General features: G+C 67.5%; 19 protein-coding genes and 1 tRNA gene. 11 read left to right on the top strand and 9 right to left on the bottom strand.

The annotated features are described in order from the left end of the window. Positions 1 to 45 precede the first annotated feature (45 nt). Together PGN12_11250 and PGN12_11255 are read left to right on the top strand one after the other, a co-directional pair. Positions 46 to 1,191, top strand: coding sequence for a winged helix DNA-binding domain-containing protein (locus tag PGN12_11250; GenBank protein MEH3104471.1), 1,146 nt, complete (start codon positions 46 to 48; stop codon positions 1,189 to 1,191). 7 nt (positions 1,192 to 1,198) lie between these two features. Beyond that, the gene (locus tag PGN12_11255; protein MEH3104472.1) at positions 1,199 to 1,321 is read left to right on the top strand and encodes a hypothetical protein; all 123 of its coding nucleotides are present in this window, start codon (positions 1,199 to 1,201) and stop codon (positions 1,319 to 1,321) included. A 254-nt stretch (positions 1,322 to 1,575) separates the two neighbouring features. Here PGN12_11255 and PGN12_11260 read toward each other — a convergent pair. The 4 genes from PGN12_11260 to PGN12_11275 all read right to left on the bottom strand — a co-directional run bounded on the left by PGN12_11260 (position 1,576) and on the right by PGN12_11275 (position 3,890). After that, positions 1,576 to 1,652 (bottom strand) — tRNA-Pro (locus PGN12_11260). 128 nt (positions 1,653 to 1,780) lie between these two features. After that, positions 1,781 to 2,041 carry a hypothetical protein gene (locus PGN12_11265; GenBank protein ID MEH3104473.1) on the bottom strand — a complete coding sequence of 87 codons (261 nt, stop codon included), beginning with the start codon at positions 2,039 to 2,041 and terminating at the stop codon, positions 1,781 to 1,783. A gap of 24 nt (positions 2,042 to 2,065) precedes the next feature. Next, positions 2,066 to 2,329: a hypothetical protein gene (locus tag PGN12_11270; GenBank protein ID MEH3104474.1), complete on the bottom strand. Its 264-nt coding sequence runs from the start codon at positions 2,327 to 2,329 to the stop codon at positions 2,066 to 2,068. 163 nt (positions 2,330 to 2,492) lie between these two features. Continuing rightward, positions 2,493 to 3,890: a M20/M25/M40 family metallo-hydrolase gene (locus PGN12_11275; protein MEH3104475.1), complete on the bottom strand. Its 1,398-nt coding sequence runs from the start codon at positions 3,888 to 3,890 to the stop codon at positions 2,493 to 2,495. A 110-nt stretch (positions 3,891 to 4,000) separates the two neighbouring features. On the opposite strand from PGN12_11275, the gene ettA reads away from it, so the two are divergent. Next, on the top strand, positions 4,001 to 5,680 hold the full coding sequence (ettA, locus tag PGN12_11280) for an energy-dependent translational throttle protein EttA (protein MEH3104476.1): 1,680 nt from the start codon (positions 4,001 to 4,003) through the stop codon (positions 5,678 to 5,680). A 123-nt stretch (positions 5,681 to 5,803) separates the two neighbouring features. Here ettA and PGN12_11285 read toward each other — a convergent pair whose 3' ends face one another. The 5 genes from PGN12_11285 to PGN12_11305 all read right to left on the bottom strand — a co-directional run bounded on the left by PGN12_11285 (position 5,804) and on the right by PGN12_11305 (position 11,462). Next, positions 5,804 to 6,361 (bottom strand): Uma2 family endonuclease, encoded by a 558-nt coding sequence (locus tag PGN12_11285; protein MEH3104477.1) that lies wholly within the window; start codon positions 6,359 to 6,361, stop codon positions 5,804 to 5,806. A gap of 42 nt (positions 6,362 to 6,403) precedes the next feature. Next, the gene (locus tag PGN12_11290; GenBank protein ID MEH3104478.1) at positions 6,404 to 8,035 is read right to left on the bottom strand and encodes a M28 family peptidase; all 1,632 of its coding nucleotides are present in this window, start codon (positions 8,033 to 8,035) and stop codon (positions 6,404 to 6,406) included. After that, positions 8,035 to 8,829 (bottom strand): NYN domain-containing protein, encoded by a 795-nt coding sequence (locus tag PGN12_11295; protein ID MEH3104479.1) that lies wholly within the window; start codon positions 8,827 to 8,829, stop codon positions 8,035 to 8,037. Before PGN12_11295 ends, PGN12_11290 begins: the two co-directional genes overlap by 1 nt. Before the next feature lie 180 nt (positions 8,830 to 9,009). Then, on the bottom strand, positions 9,010 to 9,504 hold the full coding sequence (greB, locus tag PGN12_11300; protein MEH3104480.1) for a transcription elongation factor GreB: 495 nt from the start codon (positions 9,502 to 9,504) through the stop codon (positions 9,010 to 9,012). Next, the gene (locus PGN12_11305) at positions 9,501 to 11,462 is read right to left on the bottom strand and encodes a lytic transglycosylase domain-containing protein (protein MEH3104481.1); all 1,962 of its coding nucleotides are present in this window, start codon (positions 11,460 to 11,462) and stop codon (positions 9,501 to 9,503) included. The genes greB and PGN12_11305 overlap by 4 nt, the downstream gene beginning before the upstream one ends. A gap of 113 nt (positions 11,463 to 11,575) precedes the next feature. On the opposite strand from PGN12_11305, the gene dapA reads away from it, so the two are divergent. The 8 genes from dapA (at position 11,576) to ilvD (ending at position 20,723) form a co-directional block, all read left to right on the top strand. Continuing rightward, positions 11,576 to 12,457, top strand: coding sequence for a 4-hydroxy-tetrahydrodipicolinate synthase (dapA, locus tag PGN12_11310; protein ID MEH3104482.1), 882 nt, complete (start codon positions 11,576 to 11,578; stop codon positions 12,455 to 12,457). 109 nt (positions 12,458 to 12,566) lie between these two features. Beyond that, on the top strand, positions 12,567 to 12,887 hold the full coding sequence (locus PGN12_11315; GenBank protein MEH3104483.1) for a hypothetical protein: 321 nt from the start codon (positions 12,567 to 12,569) through the stop codon (positions 12,885 to 12,887). Between the two features lie 39 nt (positions 12,888 to 12,926). Next, the gene (smpB, locus tag PGN12_11320; protein MEH3104484.1) at positions 12,927 to 13,409 is read left to right on the top strand and encodes an SsrA-binding protein SmpB; all 483 of its coding nucleotides are present in this window, start codon (positions 12,927 to 12,929) and stop codon (positions 13,407 to 13,409) included. A gap of 2 nt (positions 13,410 to 13,411) precedes the next feature. Further along, on the top strand, positions 13,412 to 13,972 hold the full coding sequence (locus PGN12_11325) for a DUF2062 domain-containing protein (GenBank protein ID MEH3104485.1): 561 nt from the start codon (positions 13,412 to 13,414) through the stop codon (positions 13,970 to 13,972). Positions 13,973 to 14,036: 64 nt separating this feature from the next. Beyond that, positions 14,037 to 16,079, top strand: coding sequence for a M13 family metallopeptidase (locus tag PGN12_11330; GenBank protein ID MEH3104486.1), 2,043 nt, complete (start codon positions 14,037 to 14,039; stop codon positions 16,077 to 16,079). 17 nt (positions 16,080 to 16,096) lie between these two features. Then, complete coding sequence (locus PGN12_11335; GenBank protein MEH3104487.1) at positions 16,097 to 18,514, top strand: response regulator; 2,418 nt, start codon at positions 16,097 to 16,099, stop codon at positions 18,512 to 18,514. 89 nt (positions 18,515 to 18,603) lie between these two features. After that, a complete protein-coding gene (locus tag PGN12_11340) occupies positions 18,604 to 18,951 on the top strand; it encodes a response regulator (GenBank protein ID MEH3104488.1) in 348 nt (115 codons plus the stop codon). Between the two features lie 50 nt (positions 18,952 to 19,001). Continuing rightward, a complete protein-coding gene (ilvD, locus tag PGN12_11345) occupies positions 19,002 to 20,723 on the top strand; it encodes a dihydroxy-acid dehydratase (GenBank protein ID MEH3104489.1) in 1,722 nt (573 codons plus the stop codon). Positions 20,724 to 20,815 lie beyond the last annotated feature (92 nt).

The raw sequence follows: 20,815 nt of genomic DNA on the forward strand, positions 1-20,815 counted from the left end.
CTCCCCACTATGAGCGTTTCCCTCCGCGAAGCCCGCAGGATCGCCTTGGCAGCTCAGGGCTTTGGTCGCGCGCGTCCCGACCGTCCGTCCGTTCGCCACCTGCGCAGCACCGCCGAGCGGCTTAACCTGTTCCAGATCGATAGCGTCAACGTGCTGACGCGGGCGCACTATCTGCCGGCATTCTCACGTCTCGGCAGCTATGACCGTGCGTTTCTGGAGGGCGATGCGTGGGGGCCGAAACGCCAGCGGCGCATGTTCGAATATTGGGCGCATGAGGCATCGCTGCTGCCGCTCGACCTCCACCCGCTGCTCCGCTGGCGCATGGCGCGGGCCGAGCGTGGCGAGATCGGCTATCAGGCGCTGCGGCGGTTCGCGACCGAGCGCCGGGCCGAGGCGGATGCCGTGCTCGAACGCATCACCGGCGAAGGCCCGCTGGCGGCGGCCGACTTCGAGAACGGGGCCAGCCGCAGTGGATGGTGGGAATGGAGCCACGTCAAGCACGCGCTCGAATGGCTGTTCTGGTCCGGGCAGATCACCACCGCGACCCGGCGGGGCAGCTTCGCGCGCCTGTACGACCTGACCGAACGGGTCATTCCGCCAGCGGTACTGGCGCTCCCAACGCCATCGGTTGAGGCGGCGCAACGCGCCTTGATCGAACGGAGTGCCCGTGCGCTGGGCGTCGCTACCGCCAGTGATCTGCGCGACTATTTCCGGTTGAAGCCCGCCGAAGCCGATCACGCCATCGCCGATCTGGCGGAGCATGGCGTGCTGGTGCCGGTCCGGGTCGAGAGCTGGAGTCAGAAGGCATGGATGCATCGCGACGCGACCATGGCGCGTCGGGTGTGCAGCGCTGCCTTGCTCGCGCCGTTCGACCCGTTGATCTGGGAGCGGGCCCGCGCCGAACGCCTGTTCGGCTTCCACTATCGCATCGAAATCTATGTGCCGCAGGATCGGCGCACGCACGGCTATTACGTGCTGCCCTTCCTGATGGACGAGGCGCTGGTCGCCCGGGTCGATCTCAAGGCGGATCGGCAGGCCGGGCTGCTGCTCGCGCACCGCATCACGCTGGAACCGGGAGCGCCCGCCGATACGCTGCCCCGGCTTGAGGTCGAGCTCGAGCGGATGGCGGCATGGCTCGGTTTGGACGCCGTCCGCATCGGCGCGGTCGTGCATCGCGGTAGAGGGTGTTGATCGACGCGTGATCATCGGCTGGCGCGGTGGTGCCCGCCTGATCTTCCAGGATGCGCTGTGTCTGCCTGCGCAGCGCATCGCTGAACACCTTCTTCAGTTGATCCGCCTCATCCCCGTCGATCGGCCATAGGCGATGCGCACCCCCTAGACCGCCACCTTCAGGCGATCGGCCATACACCGCCCATGTTTATAATTCCCGTTCGAAGGGAAAAGCACAGGGGCACGTGGATGCCCGCCACCGCGATCTTGCGTCGCTAATGACAGTGCCGCCACGTAGCTGCAGGGTCCGTAATCCCATTCCGTCACCCCCAAGGGGTACAGCCGTGGGTACAACGGTTCTCGATCGCCAGTTAGGCGACGTGAAATCAGCGACTTAGATGCGGATGGTCGGGGAGACAGGATTCGAACCTGCGACATCCTGCTCCCAAAGCAGGCGCGCTACCAGACTGCGCCACTCCCCGACGCGGGTGAGGGGATCGGCCTAGGCCGGGCATCCGCCGCGTGCAAGCGTCGGATCGCTCCCTCGCAAAAAGAAGAGGCGCCCGGGGGCGCCTCGCAACGGGATCACCTTCGCCAAACCACCAAGCGCTCAGCGCTTCGCAGTACCATCCTCGGCCATGTCGCGGACATTGTCCGCCTGATCCGCGAGATTGTCGGCAGCACCTTCCAGCATGGCGGCGGCGCTGTCGTTGGCGGTGGCTTCAGCCATCGCATCGAGATCGTTGGCCTTGCGCTCCAGCGCATCGGCCATCGCCTCGGCATTGTTACCGATCGAAGCCGTGCCGGATCGGTCGCTGCACGCCGTCACGCCGCAAAGCGCGATCGCGAGCAGGGGAAGGCGCTTCCGCATGACCACCGGCACGGCTCCCGTCGATTACATGTTCTTCGCGGCGTCCTCGCCGGCGTCACGAACGTTGTCCGCGGCCGAGTGGATGTTCTCGGCAACCGCCTCGGCGTTGTCCTCGGCGAACGGGTTCGCGGTGGTGTTCGACATGTCGGCAACGTTGGCCGCCATCGCGTCCATGTTGTCCGCCATCATGTCGGCGTTGTTCTCGACCGCCGAAGCTTCAGGCGACTTCGAGCAGGCAGCGACCGACATCAGGCCAGCGGCGGCGGCAACGAGCAGGATCTTCTTCATCGGAATGCTCCCAAGCATTACATAAAAAAACTCGCGCCCGACCCCAGCGCCGTCGCGAACGCTCGCAATACCCTACCAACCGGGGGGGTCAATAAGCAAAATTCACCTTGGCGAAAGCTTGCGACGAATGGTGACCCGTTCAGGCTCCCTTTTCACGCGCCTTTCACGGTCGCGGTACTGCGCCGATCTCTTCGGGTGCGTTGGCGACGATCGCGAGCATCGTCGTCCAAGCCGCGACATTCTGGCGCAATTGTTCGGGATCGACGCGGTCGAGCGTGTCGTCGGGCGTGTGGTGCGTATCGAAATAGCGCTGCCCGGACTGGTTGAGGTCGACACCGGCCACGCCGGTCGCGATCGTCGGTGCGATATCGGTGCCATCGCCCGCGCGCCCGCTGCCGGCGACGATGCCGAGCGGGGCGAGGGCGCTGGCCAGCCGCGCGGTCACCGCGCTGGCGGAGTCGGGCAGCTGCGTCTCGAACCGCCAGACGCGATCGGCGCCGAAATCGCTTTCGGAGGCGGTGGCATGGCGTTCGGTCCCATGCCGTTTGGCATAGGCGGCACCGCCGAAGCCGCCGACTTCCTCGGCGCCGAACCACACGACGCGGATCGTGCGGCGCGGACGCTGTCCGCTGTCCATGATCCGCTTCGCGGCAGCGGCGGTGATCGCGATGCCGCTCGCGTCGTCGATCGCGCCGGTGCCGAGATCCCAGCTGTCGAGATGCCCGCCGACCAGCACCACGCCGGCCGCGGGATCGGTGCCCGGCACCTCGGCGATGACGTTGCCCGATTCGCGCTCGCCGATCATCTTCGGGGTCAGCAGCAGCTTGAGGCGGATCGGCTGCCCGCGCTTTGCCAGCCGCTCAATCAGCATCGCGTCGGGCGCGGAGAGCGCGGCGGCCGGGATCGGCTTGACGCCTGCGGGGAAGGTGGTGGTGCCGGTATGCGGCAGCCGGTGCGTGTCGGTGCCGATCGAGCGGATCACGATCGCCGCGGCGCCCCTCTGCGATGCCGTCGCCGGCCCGGTGAAGCGCGCGGTGCCGCTGCTGCCATAGCTCGACCCGTCCTGCGTCGGCTGCATCGCATTGCCGATATAGACGATCTTGTCGCGGATCGCGGCGGCGGGGGCGTTGGCGAATTCGGTGTAGGAGGGGAAGACCACCAGCTCGGCGGTCACCCCGCGCGGGCCGGTGCTCGCCGAATTGCCGAGCGCGGCGAGCGCCAGCTTCTGCGGCACCGGCGCGACGATCTCGGCGGTTTCGTCGCCGCGCACCCATACCGGCATCCGGTACGGCTCGGCGCGAACGTTGCTGAAGCCGAGCGCGGTCAGCTTCCTGACTGCCCAGTCGCGCGCGCGCGCCTCAGCCTCGGTGCCCGCCAGTCGCTGCCCGACCTCAGTCGTCAGCCCCTCGACGATGTCATAGGCGACGTCGTCCTTCAGCGCGGCATCACGCAGCGCGGCGACCTGTGGATCGACCGCGGGCGGCGTCGGCGGCGCGCTGCGCTGCGCGGCGGCGGGGGTGGCGAGGAGCAGGGCGAGCGTCAGCGGGCGAAGATGCTTCATGGAGCGCGGCGTAACCGGCGCGCTGCGGTTTGCCAACGGCGCGGGCTGCGCTTACATGCGCGCCAACGATTTTTTCGCCGCACCCTCTCTTTTACGGAGCCGCGCGCCAGATGGCCGTCCAGTATACCTATGTCATGAAGGGTCTGACCAAGACCTTCCCGGGCGCGAACAAGCCCGTCCTCAACAACATTCACCTGCAGTTCCTGCCGTCGGCCAAGATCGCGATCATCGGGCCGAACGGCTCGGGCAAGTCGACGCTGATGAAGATCATGGCCGGCATGGACCCCGATTTCGTCGGCGAGGCCTGGGCGGCGGACGGCATTCGCGTCGGCTATCTCGCGCAGGAGCCGCTGCTCGATCCGACCAAGGACGTGATGGGCAACGTCAAGGACGGCGTGCGCCCGGTCGCAGACCTCGTCGATCGCTTCAACGCGATCTCGGCGGAGATGGGCGATCCGCAGGACGACACCGATTTCGACGCGCTGATGGAGGAGATGGGCGATCTTCAGGCGAGGATCGACGCGGTCGACGGCTGGGCACTCGACAGCCAGCTCGAACAGGCGATGGAGGCGCTCCGCTGCCCGCCCGGCGACTCCGCGGTCACCAACCTGTCCGGCGGTGAGAAGCGCCGCGTCGCGCTGTGCAAGCTGTTGCTGGAGAAGCCCGACATCCTGCTGCTCGACGAGCCGACCAACCACCTCGACGCCGAAAGCGTGTCGTGGCTGGAGAACTACCTCAAGGAATATACCGGCAACGTCATTCTCGTCACCCACGATCGCTACTTCCTCGACAATGTCGTGAACTGGGTGCTCGAGCTGGATCGCGGGCGCTATTACACCTACGAGTCGAACTATTCGGGCTATCTCGAGAAGAAGGCGAAGCGGCTCGAGCAGGAAGAGCGCGAGGAAGCCGGCAAGCAGAAGGCGATCGCCGACGAGCTGGCGTGGATGCGCCAGACGCCCAAGGCGCGCCAGACCAAGAGCAAGGCCCGTATCCGCGCATTCGACGAGCTGATGGAGAAGCAGGAGAATCGCGTCGCCGGCAAGGCCGCGATCCTGATCCAGCTTCCCTCGCGACTGGGCGGCAAGGTGATCGAGGCCAAGGGGCTGACCAAGGCGTACGGCGACAAATTGCTGTTCGACAACCTCGACTTCACGCTGCCGCCGGGCGGGATCGTCGGCGTGATCGGGCCGAACGGCGCGGGCAAGTCGACGCTGTTCAAGCTCATCACCGGGCAGGAATCGCCGGATGCGGGGACGATCGAGGTCGGCTCGACGGTCAAGCTCGGCTATGTCGACCAGAGCCGCGACGACCTCGATCCGAACAAGAACGTCTGGCAGGAAATCTCCGACGAGCTGGAAGTCTTCCGTTTCGGCAAGCAGGAGATGGGGACGCGCGCCTATGTCGGCGCGTTCAACTTCCGCGGGCCGGACCAGCAGAAGAAGGTCGGCCAGCTCTCGGGCGGTGAGCGCAACCGCGTCCACATGGCCAAGATGCTGAAGGAGGGCGGCAACGTCCTGCTGCTCGACGAACCGACCAACGACCTCGACGTCGAGACGCTGCGCGCGTTGGAAGAGGCGCTGGAGACGTTCGCGGGCTGTGCGGTGGTCATCAGCCACGATCGCTTCTTCCTCGATCGGCTGTGCACGCATATCCTCGCGTTCGAGGGCGACAGCCACGTCGAGTGGTTCGAGGGCAATTACGAAAGCTACGAGGAAGACAAGCGCCGCCGGCTCGGCGACGCCGCCGACCGCCCGACGCGGCTGGCGTACAAGAAGCTGACGCGCTGATCGGGGCAGGGCGGGGCGCAGGGGCGCTCCGTCCGGCTTGCTTGCGCCCATGGTCATGATGGTGGGGCTCCGGACGTGAGCCGGAGCAGTTTCCGCTTCTCGCCGGGTTGGCGAACAACCGCCCTAAAGGTCAGTCGTCGCCACGGTTAGCCAGGGTAAAGTCGAGGCGGTAAGGACGTCGCCGAACCGCACGACGCGACGTTCGGCATAGTCCTCACCCGACGGTTGCCATAGCTGGTGGATAACGCCGCCCTTGACGTCGACGGTCCAATATTCGGCGATCCCGGCACGGGCGTAAAGCGCCCGTTTCAGCGTCAGATCGCTAGCAAGCGTGCTATCGGCGACCTCGATTACCAGACGGACCTTCTCACCCGGCAACATACCGTCGCCATGGTCGGCTGCCACCACAAGGTCTGGCTCGGGCATCGTGTCGTCGAACAGTTTGACCGACGGCGCGATCAGCAGCATCAGCCCGGGATCGCGCCGCAAGGCGTGCCCGATCGCCAACGCAAGTGCGGCCTGTATCCGGGCATGCGGCGTGTACGCCGGACTCATGATCCAGATGTCCCCCTCGATCAATTCGGTCCGTCGATCGCCGAACGTTCCGTCCGCTGCCAATCGAAGATAGTCCTCGACCGTCAGTCGGTATTTCCCGGGGCGGAGGCGTTCCTGCACCGTCATCGTGGGTAGATTATCATCGAATTGTCTTGCGACAAGCCGCGGCTACTTCCGCTCCCCCGCGCTCTTGTCGCGCAGCGCGAGAAACTCGCTGCCCGCGCTCCACGTCGGCCACACGCCCGCCTTCGACAGCCGCGCCCCCATCGCGTGGAACAGGTCGACGTCCGCCGCTGCGCCGTCCAGCTTCCACCCGGCATCCCAAGCGTCGCAGGTCTTGTGGTAGCAGGCCATGTACTCGTCGAGCCACTTCTGCCCGCCCGCACGCCCGCCGTCGCGCAGGTCGGCCGCGCCGCCCAGCGCCATCAGCAGCAGCGAGGGCACCCCGCGCCGCACCACCGAGAAATGATCGGCGCGGTAGAACAGCCCGCGCTCGCTGAACGTCTCCGGCGTCACCGTGCGCCCCTGTGCGCGCGCCGCGTCCGCCAGCAATCCGTCGAGCGACGATTGCCCCTGACCGACCAGCACCACGTCCTTCGCCGGGCCGGCGGTCTGGAGGATGTCGAGCGTCAGGTTCGCCGCGGTCCTGGCGAGCGGGTAAACCGGATGCGCGGCATAATGTTCGGAGCCCAGCAGCCCACGCTCCTCGCCGGTCCACAGCGCGAACACCAACGTCCGGTCCGGCGCCGGCGCCGCCTTGAACAGCCGCGCCAGCTCGACCACGCCGGCCGTGCCCAGCGCATCGTCGTTGGCGCCAGGGCGCAACGTCTTGCCCGCGGCATCCGCCGGTCCTTCGCCGTAAGCGTCCCAATGCGCCGCAAACATCACGGTTTCGTCGGGGCGCTTCGTGCCGGGGATCTTCGCCAGTACGTTGGCACTCTCGATCCGCTCGACCGCGACCGTCGCCGCCGCCGAGAAGCGCGGCGTCATCGCGACCGGCCGGAATGCCTTCGACCGCGCCGCCACGCGCAGCTTCGCGAGATCGAGCCCGGCGTCGGCGAACAGCCGGTCGGCCATGTCATGGTCGATCCAGCCCTGTAACGGCACGCGGCGATCGCTCGCCGCACGGACGATGTCGTAATTCTCGCCGTTTGAGGCGTTGACTGTTGACCATGGATAGCCCGCGCCGCCGGTATCGTGAACGATCAGCGCCGCCGCCGCCCCGCGTCGCGCGGCTTCCTCGAACTTGTAGGTCCAGCGCCCGTAATAGGTCATGCGACGGTCGCCGAACTTGCCCTTGGCGTCGTCGCCGGCCGCCGCTTCGAAATCGGGATCGTTGACGAGGAAGACCAAGGTCTTGCCGCGCAGGTCGATGCCCTTGAAATCGTCCCAGCTGGCCTCCGGCGCGGACACGCCATAGCCGACGAACACCATCGGCGAGTCCTTGATCGCGATCGTCGCGGCATCGCGCACCGTCGTGACCGCAATCTCCTTGCCCTGCGTCAGCGTCGTGCGCCCGATCGTCATCCGGGCGTCGGGCGCGACGCGGGTATGGATCAGCGGCACCTTCTGCAGCCATTGTCCGTCCGGCCCGCCGGGCTGGAGCTCCAATGCCGTGAAGCGCGCGACCAGCCAGTCGAGCGTCTTCTTCTCCCCCGCCGTCCCCGGCGCGCGCCCGCCATATTCCGGAGAGGCCAGCACACGCACGTCATCGGACAACCGCTGCGGCGCGGCATTCTCGGCCAGCAACGGAGTGGCGATCGTCGCGGCCAGCGCCAGCGCAAGAGAAAGCCGCATCATCAATCCTTCCAACGTACCAGCACGTGATTTTCGCGGCGATCGACATCAATCGACCCGATCGCATCGACCAGGTCGGACAGCCGCTTGTAGCCATAATTGCGCACGTCGAAGCTCGACCGGTTGGCGGCGCGCTGCCCCAGCGCCGACAGCCGCACGAAGCCCTTGGCATCGGGCTTCAGCGAGTCATAGGCGTCGTGAAGCAATTGCAGCAATTCGGGATCGTCCGCCGGCCGCGTCGCCGCCGGGGCGGGGGCAGGGGGCGATGCACTCGCCGGCACGCCGATCGGCGGCGGTACCGACTCGCCGATCGGGACCTCGACGCGCCGCGCGCGCTTCGGCTTGGTCGTTTCCATCAGCGCGTTGACGTCGATGAAGCGCGTGCAGGCGTTGCGGAAACCCGCCGGCGTGTTGCTGTTGCCGAAGCCATAGACGTCGAGCCCGTCCTGCCGGATGCGGGTGGCGAGCGGCATGAAGTCGCTGTCGGACGACATGATCCCGAACGCATCGACGCGCCCGCGGTGGAGCAGGTCCATCGCGTCGATCGTCATCTTCATGTCGGTCGCGTTCTTGCCGCGCGTCAGGTCGAACTGCTGCTGCGGTTCGATGCCGTGCTTGACGCTCATGTCGCGCCAGCCCTTCAGCCCTTCCTTGGACCAATTGCCGTAGACGCGGCGCACGTTGACGCGCCCGAACTCGGCGAGCGCGGTTAGCACGGGGTCGAGCGCCTGCCACGACGCATTGTCGGCGTCGATCAGCAGCGCGATGTTGCGATTGGGATTGTCGTCGGCAGCCATCTCCGCTGCATCGACTGCGGGACGGGCTGGGTCAATGTCGTCGTGATTCTCCTCCACGTCGTCATTTCCGCGCAGGCGGAAATCCAGACGCGCGGGTTCGTCGATGGAGTCGGAAGGTCATAGGTTCTGGATTCCCGCCTGCGCGGGAATGACGAATCTTTGTCGGCGGGCGCAGCGACGTCACCTTCGTTCCGGCTCGGGATAGCCGATCGCCACAATCTCATACTCCCGCTCGCCCGCCGGCAGCATGACCCGCCGCAGGTCGCCGACCGCCGCGCCGCGCAAGGCGCGCGCGAGCGGCGCGTTCCAGCCGACGCGACCGGCGCCCGCCTCGGCCTCGTCGTCGCCGACCAGCGTCAGCACGCGTTCGTTGTCGTCCTCGTCCGCGATCGTCACCGACGCGCCGAACCACACGCGGGTGCGGTCCTGCTGCTGCGCGGGATCGACGACCCTGGCGGCCTTCATCCGCTTCGACAGCCAGCCGAGCCGCCGATCGATCTCGCGCAGCTTCTTGCGGCCGTAGATATAGTCGCCGTTCTCGGAGCGGTCGCCATTGCCCGCCGCCCAGCTGATCGTCTCGACCAGTGCCGGGCGATCGGTGGCGAAGAGCTGCTCATATTCGGCGCGCAGCTTCGCATAGCCGGCGGGCGTCATGTAATTGGGTCGATCGGTCATCCGCCGCGCGACCGCCCGAGATACCAGCTGAGATTGTTCGGTCCGCGGCTCTTGGCGCGCGCCGGGTTCATCAGGTCGTAGACGACCGCATTCTCCAGCACCCGCTGCACGTAGTTGCGCGTTTCGCCGTAGGGGATCGCCTCGACCCAGTCGACCGCGTCGACCGCGCCGGTGCGCGGATCGCCGTTGGCGCGCAGCCACTTGTTCACGTTCCCCGGCCCGGCGTTATAGGCGGCGATCGCCAGTGGGTAGCTGCCGTAGAGTGCGAAGATCCGCTGGAAATAGCTCGAGCCGAGCTGGATGTTGTAATTGGTATCGCTGGTCAGCCGCACCGGATCGTAGCCGAGCCCGAGCTTGCCGGCCTGTTCGCGCGCGGTGCCGGGCATCAGCTGCATCAGCCCGCTCGCGCCGACCGGGCTGCGCGCCATGCGGTCGAACTGGCTCTCCTGTCGTGCGACCGCGTGGATCATCGGCCATTCCGCCTCGTATCCGCTCGGCACCGCGACGGTCGGGAAGCCGTTGGCGCTATATTCGGTCAACCCGTTCTGCATCGCGCTGCGTCCCAGCAGCACGCCGAGATCGGGGCGGCCGAGCGCGCGCGACAATTCGTCGGCGAGATAATGGTCGGTGTCGCTGGTCGCGTCGGCGGCGATCTGCTTCACGAACGCGGTCTGGTCCTGATATTGCCCGGCCTGTCCGAGGAACTGCGCCGCGCGCACTACCTCGCGCCCGTAGAAAGCCGAGCGTGCGGTCGCGGCGATCACCGGCGTCGGCGGGGCGGGGGGCGCGGTCAGCGGGCGGCGGAGATGCTCGATCGCCAATTGCCCGTAATATTGGTCGCGATAGCCGGCGGTGCGTTCGAACAAGGCGTTGGCGTCGGGCTGGCGCGCCTGCTCGGCGGTGCGCGCCGCCCAGTACAGCCCCTTGGCGCGGGTTTGCGGCGACTGGCTGCCGAGCCCGTAGCGTTCGAACATCGCGCGCGCATCGGCGGGGCGGCCGAGCTTGAGCGCCGCCTGACCTGCCAGCCACGCCAGCGAGGTGTAATCGTCGCGCTCGCCATAGGGCTTGGTCGAGACGTCGGTGCCCGCCGGATAGGCGTCGTCGATCTGCCGCGCGATGTCATAGGCGGTCTGCCATTGGCCGTCCGCCGCCGCCGCACGCGCGTTGACCAGCAACGCCTCGTAGAATTTCTCGACATTGCCGGGCCGCGTCATGCCGCTGCGGGTGCGCGCCAGCCAGCCGCGCGCGCTGGGGCTCGCGCCCGAGTTGCGCAGCCACATCGCCTTGTCGGCAATGTAACCGGCATCGCTGGCGCCGATCGCGTCATAGCTGGCGGCGAGGGCCGAGGCGTTCTCCGCATTGCTGCGGAACGCCAGCCGTGCGGTGAACAGCGGGCGTGCCGCCGCGCTGGTATAAGCCAGCATCCGCTGCGCGCTGCTCGTCGCGCCCTGCCACAGCAAGGCGTCGAGGCGCGCGTCATGGTCGGCGGGGGACAGCGCGCTGGCGAACTGGGTCAGCACGGTCGATTCGTCCTGCGGCGACAGGTTGCCGAGCCGCCAGCCGGTGCGCGCCGCCACCTGCGCGTCCACCGTCGCGCCGGTCGCCTGATAGGCGCGCGCGCAGGCGATCCAGCCGGCCGCCGTCAACGGCTTCCAACGGCGGCAGAACGCCGCGATGCTGGTCACCGGCGTGTTCGGGTCGGTCGCGGCCTTGCGCTCCAGCGTGCGCCGGAACCCGGCCTCGCCCGGCCAGCCGGGGTGGGCGCTGATGAACGAGAAATAGCTGTCGAACGGCAAGGCGTCGGTCTGCTGCAGTGCCTTCCACTGCGCGACCGGCTGCGCCATGCCGGGGAGCGGGGCCGTCGCGACCGGCGGCTGCGCCGGCTGGGTCGCGGGCACCGCGCCATATTGCCCGGCGACGACCGCCAGGGTTCCTGCTGCTGCAACGAAAAGGATCAACGCACCCGCCTTCACTGTTTTTGACCGACGCCCGTGGTGGACAGCATAGCAGCCCTAGCCGTATCTGCGCTGAACGGCGTCCCCCAAACGCGTGTCAGGAGCAAATTCGTCTCATGTTCTCAGGTTCCATCCCGGCATTGGTCACGCCGTTCGATGCGCAGGGCGATTTCGTCGAGTCGGCGTACCGCGATCTGGTCGAGTGGCAGATCGCCGAGGGTTCGTCCGCGCTCGTGCCGTGTGGCACCACCGGCGAGGCGGCGACGCTGACCAAGGAGGAGCAGTTCGCGATCGTCCGCGTCTGCGTCGATCAGGCGAAGGGCCGCGTGCCGGTGATCGCCGGGGCGGGATCGAACGACACGCGCGTCGCCGCCGCGAACCTGCACGCCGCGCGCGAGGCGGGGGCGGATGCCGCGCTGATGGTGCCACCTTATTACAATCGTCCGTCGCAGGAAGGCATCTATCGCCATTTCGAGGCGCTCGCCGCCGCCGCGCCGCTGCCGATCGTTCTGTACAACGTGCCCGCGCGAACCGTCACCGATATCCAGCCGGACACGCTGATCCGCATCGTCGCGGCCTTTCCGAAGGTGTTCGTCGCGGTCAAGGACGCTTCGGGCGTGCTGACCCGCGTGACGCAGCACCGCACCGGGCTGGGAGCGGACTTCTGCCAGCTGTCGGGGAATGACGACCTCGGGCTCGCCTTCAACGCCAATGGCGGGACGGGGTGCATCTCGGTGACCGCCAATGTCGCGCCGCGGCTGTGTGCCGATTTCCAGCGCGCCTGTGCCGCCGGCGATTATGCCACCGCGCGTGACCTCCACGACCGGCTGTTCGCGCTTCATACGTCGTTGTTCACCGACGCCTCGCCCGGCCCGGTCAAGTACGCGATGACTAGGGTTCGCTCCGGTTTCCCGGATGGCTTGCGCCTGCCGATGACCTGGCCGTCCGAGGCGAGCCGCGCGGCGGTGGACGCCGGTCTGGAGCGCGCGGGGCTCTGACATGACACTTCCGTCATTGCGAGCGCAGCAAAGCAATCCAGGGTGTCTTGGTCCGGCACTGGATTGCTTCGCTGCGCTCGCAATGACAAACTCTTTCCGGCGATAACAAATGACGGCGTTCTGGTTGATCCTCCAGTCCGCCGTCGCCGGCCCGCTGCTCGACAAGCCTGTGGCGCCCGACCCGTGCCGCGCGCCGACCGGCAACGACGTGGTCGTCTGCGGTCGGCGTCCCGATCCTGAACGCTACCGCCTTCGCCCGCTCTCCGATCGCTACGACCCGGATGCCGCGGCCATCCCGAAAGCCGAAACCGGCATTCTCGGCGGTCGCGCTGCGTTGGCGGCGGAGGCCGAGGCCGCGACGGTCGGCGGCGTGCAGAGCAACCGCGCGATGATCCGGCTCAAGATCCCGCTCGGAAAATCTCGGCGCTAGCCGTTTGCCCCTCACGCCGGTCGCGCCTACATCGCGCGCATGTCGCGTCCCAAACCCGCCACCTTCGACAAGAAGAAGATCGTCGCCGAGAACCGCCGCGCCCGCTTCGATTATGCGGTCGACACCACCTATGAGGCGGGGATCGTGCTCACCGGCACCGAGGTGAAGTCGCTGCGCTTCGGCGAAGGCTCGATCGCGGAGAGCTATGCCGAGGTGAAGGGCGACGAGGTGTGGCTGGTCAATTCGAACATTCCCGAATTCAGCCACGGCAATCGCTTCAACCACGAACCCAAGCGCCCGCGTAAACTGCTGCTTCACGAGCGCGAGATAAACAAGCTGCACGGTGCGGTCGCGCGGGAGGGCATGACGCTGGTTCCGCTGACCGTCTACTTCAACGGGCAAGGACGCGCGAAGGTGGAACTGGCACTCGCCAGGGGCCGCAAAGCGCATGACAAGCGGGAACATATCAAGGAACGCGACTGGAAGCGCGAGGCCGGGCGCATCCTGCGCGATCACGGCTGACCATGGCGACCCGGCCCGTGACCCTGTGGGAACGTCTCGCGGCGTGGAGCCGCCGCAACCTGCCGACACGCGAGTCGATGGCGAACAGCCGCGTGCTGCGGCCGGTCGCGCATCGCGTGCTCGCGCCCGAGCTGTGGCGCTTCACGCGTCGATCGGTGCCGCGCGGGGTGGCGCTGGGGATGTTCACCGGCATCCTGATCCCGCTCGGGCAGATCCCGGCCTCGGCGGTGCTCGCGCTGCCGCTGCGTGCCAACGTGCCGGCGGCGGCGCTCACCACCTTCTTCACCAATCCGCTGACCACGCCATTGCTGTTCGTGATGTATTACAAGGTCGGCGACTGGTTGCTGCACCTCGATCGCTCGGTGCCCGGGCAGCCGCTGGGCGATGCGGTGCAGGCGGCGCCGGGCTGGATCGACTGGCTGTTGCAGGACGTCGGGCCGGCGACGGCGGTCGGGATGGTCGTCTGCTCGGTGATCGGCGCGCTGCTCGGTTACGGTTTGACGGCATTGTTGTGGCGGCTGTGGATCGCGCGCAAGTGGCGACACCGTCACCACGGTAACTAGCGCAGGCGGTCACGGCTGGTTACAAACCCGGCATTCAGCGGCTTTCCCGAAGGATGCCTGGTAAATGCGTTTGGTCACCATCACCGTTTCGTCGCTTCTGGCGCTCGTCCCCGCGGCCCTGCTCGCTCAAGCCGCGCAACAGCCCACGGCCACGCCAGCCGCTGCCGCCGATCGCCCCACCTATGGCACCTTCGGGTTCGACGCCGCGGGGATGGACCGGGGCGTGCAGCCGGGCGACGATTTCTACGGCTTCGTCAACGGCACCTGGGCGAAGAACACCGCGATCCCCGCCGACGAGTCGAACTACGGCGCGTTCAACGTGCTGCAGGACCTGTCGCGCGAACGGACCCGCACGATCCTCGAAGGCGCGAAGGGCGATCCGCGCTCGAAGATCGGCACCGCCTATGCGGCTTTTCTCGACACCGCCGGCATCGAAAGCGCAGGGCTGAGACCGATTCAGCCGTGGCTGGCGAAGATCCGCAAGGTCGACAAGGCCGGCTATCCCGCGCTGCTCGCCGAGGCCGACCGCAACGGCGTCGACATTCCGTTCGGCCTGTACGTCGGGCAGGACGACAAGGACCCGGACACCTATGCGGTCAATTTGATGCAGAACGGGCTGGGGATGCCCGACCGTGATTATTATCTGTCGACCGACGCCAAGCTGATGCAGACCAAGGCCGCCTATCAGGCGCACCTTGCGAAGCTGCTGACGCTGGCGGGCGAGCCGAACGGCGAGGCGCGCGCCGCCGCGTTGGTGGCGTTCGAGACCGAGCTGGCGCGTGTCCACTGGACGCGCATCGACAGCCGCGACGCCGACAAGACGTACAACAAGATGACGCTGGAGCAATTGCGCCAGAGCGCGCCGGGCTTCGACTTCGCGACCTTCCTCAAGGCCGAGAAGGCGAGCGCGCCGACGCTGATCGTCGCGCAGCCGACCGCGATCACCGGCACCGCCAGGCTGATCGCCGCCACGCCGATCGCGGTGCTGCGCGACCAGTTGCTGGTGCGCAGCCTCGACGGTTTCGCCGACGTGCTGCCCAAGGCGATCGATGCCGAGAGCTTCGCGTTCAACGGTACGGTGCTGAGCGGCACGCCGCAGCAGCGCGAGCGCTGGAAGCGTGGCGTCAGCTTCACCTCGGAGGCGCTGACCGACGAGGTCGGCAAGGTCTATGTCGCGCGCTATTTTCCGCCCGAAACCAAGGCGGCGGCGGACGAGATGGTCAGGAACGTGCTCGCCGCGCTCGGCCACCGCGTCGAGAAGCTCGACTGGATGGCGCCCGAAACCAAGCAGAAGGCGCTGGCCAAGCTGGCCGCCTTCACGCCGCGGATCGGCTATCCGGACCAATGGCGCGATTATTCGAACCTCGAGGTTCGCGCCAATGACGCGTTCGGCAACATGTTGCGCGCCAACCAGTGGCGGCATGACTATAACGTCACCAAGCTCGGCAAGCCGATCTATCGCTGGGAATGGGGCATGGCGCCGATGACGGTGAATGCGCAGGCCAATTTCGGGCTGGTCGCAATCACCTTCCCGGCGGCGATCCTCCAGCCGCCGTTCTTCGATCCAAAGGCCGACCCGGCGGTCAACTACGGCGGGATCGGTGCGGTGATCGGGCACGAGATCAGCCATCATTTCGACGATCAGGGTGCCAAGTACGACAGCAAGGGGCGGCTGACGCAATGGTGGACCGATGGCGATGTCCAAAAGTTCAAGGCGCTCAGCGAGCGGCTGGCCCGGCAATATGACGCCTATGAGCCGCTGCCGGGGATGCATGTGAAGGGTGAGCTGACGCTTGGCGAGAATTCGGCCGACCTCGCCGGTCTCGCCGCCGCGCACGATGCCTATGTCGCGACGCTTGGCGGCAAGCCCGCGCCGGTGATTGATGGCTTCACCGGCGACCAGCGCTTCTATCTCGGCTGGGCGCAGGTGTGGCGGCGCAACTATCGCGAGGCGAACCTGCGCCAGCGCCTGCTCACCGACCCGCACGCGCCGTCGGAGCAGCGCGGCAATATCGTGCGCAACATGGATCCATGGTACTCGGCCTATAATCCGCAGCCCGGCCAGAAACTGTATCTCGCGCCCGATGCGCGGGTGCGGATCTGGTGATCGGCTGACCGACGGTGATGCGGCTCGCCACGATCGAGAAGGAACGCCGGTGGCTCGACGGCGGAGTCGCCGCGCTGGCGATCGCCGGCGTCGCCGGGATGGCCGCGGCCGCGCTGATCCTGTGGCTGGTGGGCGATGCGCTGGTCGCGGGCGGCTTCCTCGCGGCGGCTTTGGTGCTGGCAGGCGCGGGCGCAGCGGTCGTGCGGCTGCGACGCGCCACCGACGCGGCGGTTCTGGTCAGTTATGACTGGGAATTGCTGCGGGTCATGGCGGAGGCGAGCCCGGACGGCGTCGCGATTACCGACCGCAGCGGGCGGCTGGTGTGCGCGAACGATCAATATGAGCAGCTCTTCGCGGGCTTTCCGACCCCGCCGTCGCTACCGCTGGCCGGCGATGGCGCGGGCGAGCTGGAGGTGGCGGGGCGCACCGCCTGGCGCGACGGAAAGGCGCATGTCACGCTGAAGGGCGCGGTCGGGATGATCGAGGCGACGATCGTCCGGGCGGGGCAGCAGCAGGATGTGCTGATCTGGCGCTTCGCGAGCCGCACCGTGTCGCCGGGGCTGCCGGCACGATTGATGGAGGCGCTGGACGGGGTGCTCGGCGCGCAGCTCGGTGCGGCGGGCGTCATGGCCGCGCTCATAACGGCCGAGGGCTATGTCATCTCGGCAAACGCGGTGCTGCAGATACGCGCCGCGCCGTCCGCGGATCGGCGGATCATCGGCGAGGATCTCGCCGGTTTCCTGGCCGAGGACGAGGCCGGGCTGGTCCGTTTCGTCGCGGAGGGAAGCGCCGCGACGCCGTTGCGGCTCGTGCAGATTCCGCTTGCCGACGATCCGGAAGCGACGATCCTCGTCGCGCTGATCGATAGCGATCCATCGATCGCCGGCGCGTCGGGCGACGGGATCGAGGCGCTGCTGATGCTGATGCCGTTCGGTGTCGCGCTGGTCGATCGCGAGGGGCGCTTTCTCCAGATGAACAGCGCGTTCGCGCGCGCGGCCAACGTCAATGCCGGTGCGCCGCCGATCTACCCCGGCGATCTCGTCGTGCGCGAGGACAAGAGCGCGGTTGCCGATGCGATCCGCCGCTTCGCGAGCACCGCGGCGCGCTCGACCGATCTGGCGGTGCGCCTGAAGGGGCATCCCGACGAGCCGGTCGCGCTGTCGATCGCCGCCGCGCGCGGGCTGGGCGACGCTGCGGTATTGCTGAGCCTCAAGGACAATGGCGAGGAAAACCGTCTGAAGCGCGAGGTGGCGCAGGCGACCAAGATGCAGGCGGTCGGCCAATTGGCGGGCGGTGTCGCACACGACTTCAACAACATCCTGACCGCAATCATCGGGCATTGCGACCTGATGCTGATGCGCCATTCGCCTGGCGACAGCGATTACGACGACATCCAGCAGATTCGCGCCAATTCGAACCGCGCCGCCAGCCTGACCCGGCAGTTGCTCGCCTTTTCGCGCCAGCAGACACTGCGGCCGCAGGTGTTGCAACTGCCCGACGTCGTTTCCGAGGTGTCGAACCTGTTGCGCCGGCTGATGGGCGAAACCGTGACGATGGAGGTCAAGCACGGGCGCGATCTCGGTGCGGTACGTGCCGATCCGGGGCAGCTCGAGCAGGTGGTCGTCAATCTGGCGGTCAACGCGCGCGACGCGATGCTCAGCACCGGCACCAGCGGCAAGCTGACGATCCAGACCCGTTCGGTGCCGATCGGTGAGATCCGCCGTCGCGGCGATATCATTCCGGCGGGCGATTACACCGCGCTGGAAATCTCCGACACCGGCACCGGCATCCCGCCGGAAGTGTTGCCCAAGATCTTCGAGCCGTTCTTCACCACCAAGGAAGTGGGCAAGGGCACCGGGCTCGGGCTCTCGACCGTTTACGGCATCGTCAAGCAATCCGGCGGATTCATCTTCGCCGATTCGCGTCCGGGACGCGGCGCGACCTTCACCATCTATCTGCCGGTCCACACCGCCGGCGTTCCGGATGCGGTGACCGTCGCTGCGCAAGCCAAGCAGGCCGCGCGCCACCGTTCGGGGGACCTGTGGGGCAGCGGCACGATCCTGCTGGTCGAGGACGAGGACATGGTCCGCGCGGTCGCCGAGCGCGCGCTGGCGCGGCAGGGCTATACCGTGCTCGCCGCGGAAAATGGCGAGGCGGCGATGGAGTTGATGCAGGGCGTCGACCGGCCGACGCTGGTCATTTCCGACGTGATGATGCCGTTGATGGATGGTCCGACACTCGCGCGGCAGCTGCGCAAGATCCATCCCGGAATCCCGATCCTGTTCATGTCCGGCTATGCCGAGGAGCAATTGCGGCGCTCGATCGATCTCGACAACGTCGCCTTCCTCCCCAAGCCCTTTTCGGTGCAGCAGCTTGCGGAGGCGACCCGCGACGTGCTGGTCGCGCAGGATGGGGCATCGCGGCCCGAGGCGTAAACAGCTGCCTGAAATTGGTGATCTTTCGTATCGTACTGGCCATCTGACAGCGGTTGCGTGTGCGCGAGAGCGCGCTATGGCATTCCGCCATGACGATGCGTGTGCTTTTGGTCGAAGACGAACCGTTAATTGCGATGATGCTCGAGGATTTTCTCGACGCACTCGACAAGACCCATGCCGGTACGGCCGACAGCGTCGCCGCCGCGCTGCCGATGGTCGAGGCGGGCGGTTTCGACGCCGCGATCCTCGACGTCAACCTGCGTGGCGGGGAGAAGAGTTTCGCGATCGCCGACGCCCTCGCCGAGCGCAACATCCCGTTCGTCTTTGCGACCGGCGGCGGCGGTGACGAGATCGCCGTGACGCATCGTCAGCGCCCGCGTTTGGCCAAGCCGTTCACGATCGACGGTGTCGACAAGGCGCTCAGCGAACTCGCCTGACGCATAATACTTGCGCAACGCCCGCCTTCGGCGACATAGGCGTGCGCATCATGACCCAGACCTTCGACAAGTCCCGCCTGCCGAGCCGCCACGTGTCGGTCGGCCCCGAACGCGCACCGCACCGCAGCTATTATTATGCGATGGGGCTGACCGAGGAGGAGATCGCGCGCCCGTTCGTCGCGCTCGCCTCCGCGGGCAACGACAGCGCGCCGTGCAACACCACGCTCAACGCGCAGGCCGATGCCGCGCGGCGCGGCGTCGAGCAGGGCGGCGGGATGCCGCGCCGCTTCAACACGATTACGGTCACCGACGGGATCGCGATGGGGCACCAAGGGATGAAATCCTCGCTGGTCAGCCGCGAGGTGATCGCCGATTCGGTCGAGCTGTCGGTACGCGGCCACTGCTACGACGCGCTGGTCGGCTTCGCGGGTTGCGACAAGTCGCTGCCCGGCATGATGATGGCGATGCTGCGGCTCAACGTGCCGTCGATCTTCGTCTACGGCGGCTCGATCCTCCCCGGCCGCTTCCACGATCGCGACGTGACCGTCGTCGACGTCTTCGAGGTCGTCGGCAAGTACGCGGCCGGCGCCTGCCCCTTGTCCGAGGTGCACGAGCTGGAGAAGGTCGCGTGCCCGGGGCACGGCGCGTGCGGCGGGCAGTTCACCGCCAACACGATGGCGTGCGTCGGCGAGGCGATCGGCTTGTCGCTGCCCAACAGCAACATGGTCCCGGCGCCGTTCACGACCCGCGAACAGATCGCGGTCGCGGCCGGCGCGCAGGTGATGGAGCTGGTCGCACGCAACCTGCGGCCCCGCGACATCTGCACGCGCAGCGCGTTCGTCAACGCCGCGCGCGTCGTCGCGGCGACCGGCGGCTCGACCAACGCCGCGCTGCATCTGCCCGCGATGGCCAGCGAGGCCGGGATCGACTTCGACCTGTTCGACGTTGCCGAGGCATTTAAATCAACGCCTTACATCGCTGACCTAAAACCGGGTGGCAAGTATGTCGCCAAGGACATGTACGAGGCCGGCGGCGTCTATATGTTGATGAAGACGATGCTGGCCGGCGGGCTGCTCGATGGCGAGTGCCTGACCGTCACCGGCAAGACGCTCGGCGAGAACATCGACGAGGTGACGTGGAACCCCGACCAGAAGGTCATCTACGACGTCGCGACCCCGATTACCCCGACCGGCGGCGTCGTCGGGCTGCGCGGCTCGCTCGCCCCCGACGGCGCGATCGTCAAGGTCGCGGGGATGCACCGCCTGCAATTCGAGGGGCCGGCGCGCTGCTTCGATTGCGAGGAGGACGCCTTCGCCGCGGTCGAGGCGCGGCAGATCGCCGAGGGCGAGGTCATCATCATCCGCTACGAAGGCCCCAAGGGCGGGCCGGGGATGCGCGAGATGCTCTCCACCACCGCCGCGCTCTACGGGCTCGGGATGGGCGAGAAGGTCGCGCTCATCACCGACGGGCGCTTTTCGGGCGGTACGCGCGGCTTCTGCATCGGCCATGTCGGGCCGGAGGCGGCCGAGGGTGGCCCGATCGCGCTGGTCGAGGACGGCGACCCGATCCGCATCGACGCCGAGGCCGGGACGATCGACCTGCTCGTCGACGAGGGCCTGCTCGCCGAGCGGCGGGCCCGCTGGCAGGGGCGCGAGAACGACTATGGCGCGGGCGCGCTGTGGCGCTATGCGCAGAACGTCGGCCCGGCGTACAAGGGCGCGGTGACGCACCCCGGCGCCAAGGCGGAGCGGCACGTCTTCGCGGATATCTGAGGGGCGCACATGTCTCTCAATTCGTCATCCCGGACTTAATCCGGGATCCCGCTTCTTACTTCTGACGCAATGAAGCGGGGTCTCGGATCAAG

Origin of the sequence: Sphingomonas phyllosphaerae (assembly GCA_036946405.1) — a bacterium.
In the GTDB taxonomy this organism is placed as follows: Bacteria; Pseudomonadota; Alphaproteobacteria; order Sphingomonadales; family Sphingomonadaceae; genus Sphingomonas; species Sphingomonas phyllosphaerae_D.

Excerpts from the sequence above, each read along its gene's own strand:
- PGN12_11315 (MEH3104483.1), top strand. The coding sequence starts at position 12,567 with ATGACGGCGTTCTGGTTGATCCTCCAGTCCGCCGTCGCCGGCCCGCTG.
- dapA (MEH3104482.1), top strand. The coding sequence starts at position 11,576 with ATGTTCTCAGGTTCCATCCCGGCATTGGTCACGCCGTTCGATGCGCAG.
- PGN12_11275 (MEH3104475.1), bottom strand. The coding sequence starts at position 3,890 with ATGAAGCATCTTCGCCCGCTGACGCTCGCCCTGCTCCTCGCCACCCCC.
- PGN12_11270 (MEH3104474.1), bottom strand. The coding sequence starts at position 2,329 with ATGAAGAAGATCCTGCTCGTTGCCGCCGCCGCTGGCCTGATGTCGGTC.
- PGN12_11340 (MEH3104488.1), top strand. The coding sequence starts at position 18,604 with ATGACGATGCGTGTGCTTTTGGTCGAAGACGAACCGTTAATTGCGATG.
- PGN12_11295 (MEH3104479.1), bottom strand. The coding sequence starts at position 8,829 with ATGGCTGCCGACGACAATCCCAATCGCAACATCGCGCTGCTGATCGAC.
- PGN12_11265 (MEH3104473.1), bottom strand. The coding sequence starts at position 2,041 with ATGCGGAAGCGCCTTCCCCTGCTCGCGATCGCGCTTTGCGGCGTGACG.
- PGN12_11290 (MEH3104478.1), bottom strand. The coding sequence starts at position 8,035 with ATGATGCGGCTTTCTCTTGCGCTGGCGCTGGCCGCGACGATCGCCACT.
- PGN12_11285 (MEH3104477.1), bottom strand. The coding sequence starts at position 6,361 with ATGACGGTGCAGGAACGCCTCCGCCCCGGGAAATACCGACTGACGGTC.
- ilvD (MEH3104489.1), top strand. The coding sequence starts at position 19,002 with ATGACCCAGACCTTCGACAAGTCCCGCCTGCCGAGCCGCCACGTGTCG.
- ettA (MEH3104476.1), top strand. The coding sequence starts at position 4,001 with ATGGCCGTCCAGTATACCTATGTCATGAAGGGTCTGACCAAGACCTTC.
- PGN12_11325 (MEH3104485.1), top strand. The coding sequence starts at position 13,412 with ATGGCGACCCGGCCCGTGACCCTGTGGGAACGTCTCGCGGCGTGGAGC.
- smpB (MEH3104484.1), top strand. The coding sequence starts at position 12,927 with ATGTCGCGTCCCAAACCCGCCACCTTCGACAAGAAGAAGATCGTCGCC.
- greB (MEH3104480.1), bottom strand. The coding sequence starts at position 9,504 with ATGACCGATCGACCCAATTACATGACGCCCGCCGGCTATGCGAAGCTG.
- PGN12_11335 (MEH3104487.1), top strand. The coding sequence starts at position 16,097 with ATGCGGCTCGCCACGATCGAGAAGGAACGCCGGTGGCTCGACGGCGGA.
- PGN12_11330 (MEH3104486.1), top strand. The coding sequence starts at position 14,037 with ATGCGTTTGGTCACCATCACCGTTTCGTCGCTTCTGGCGCTCGTCCCC.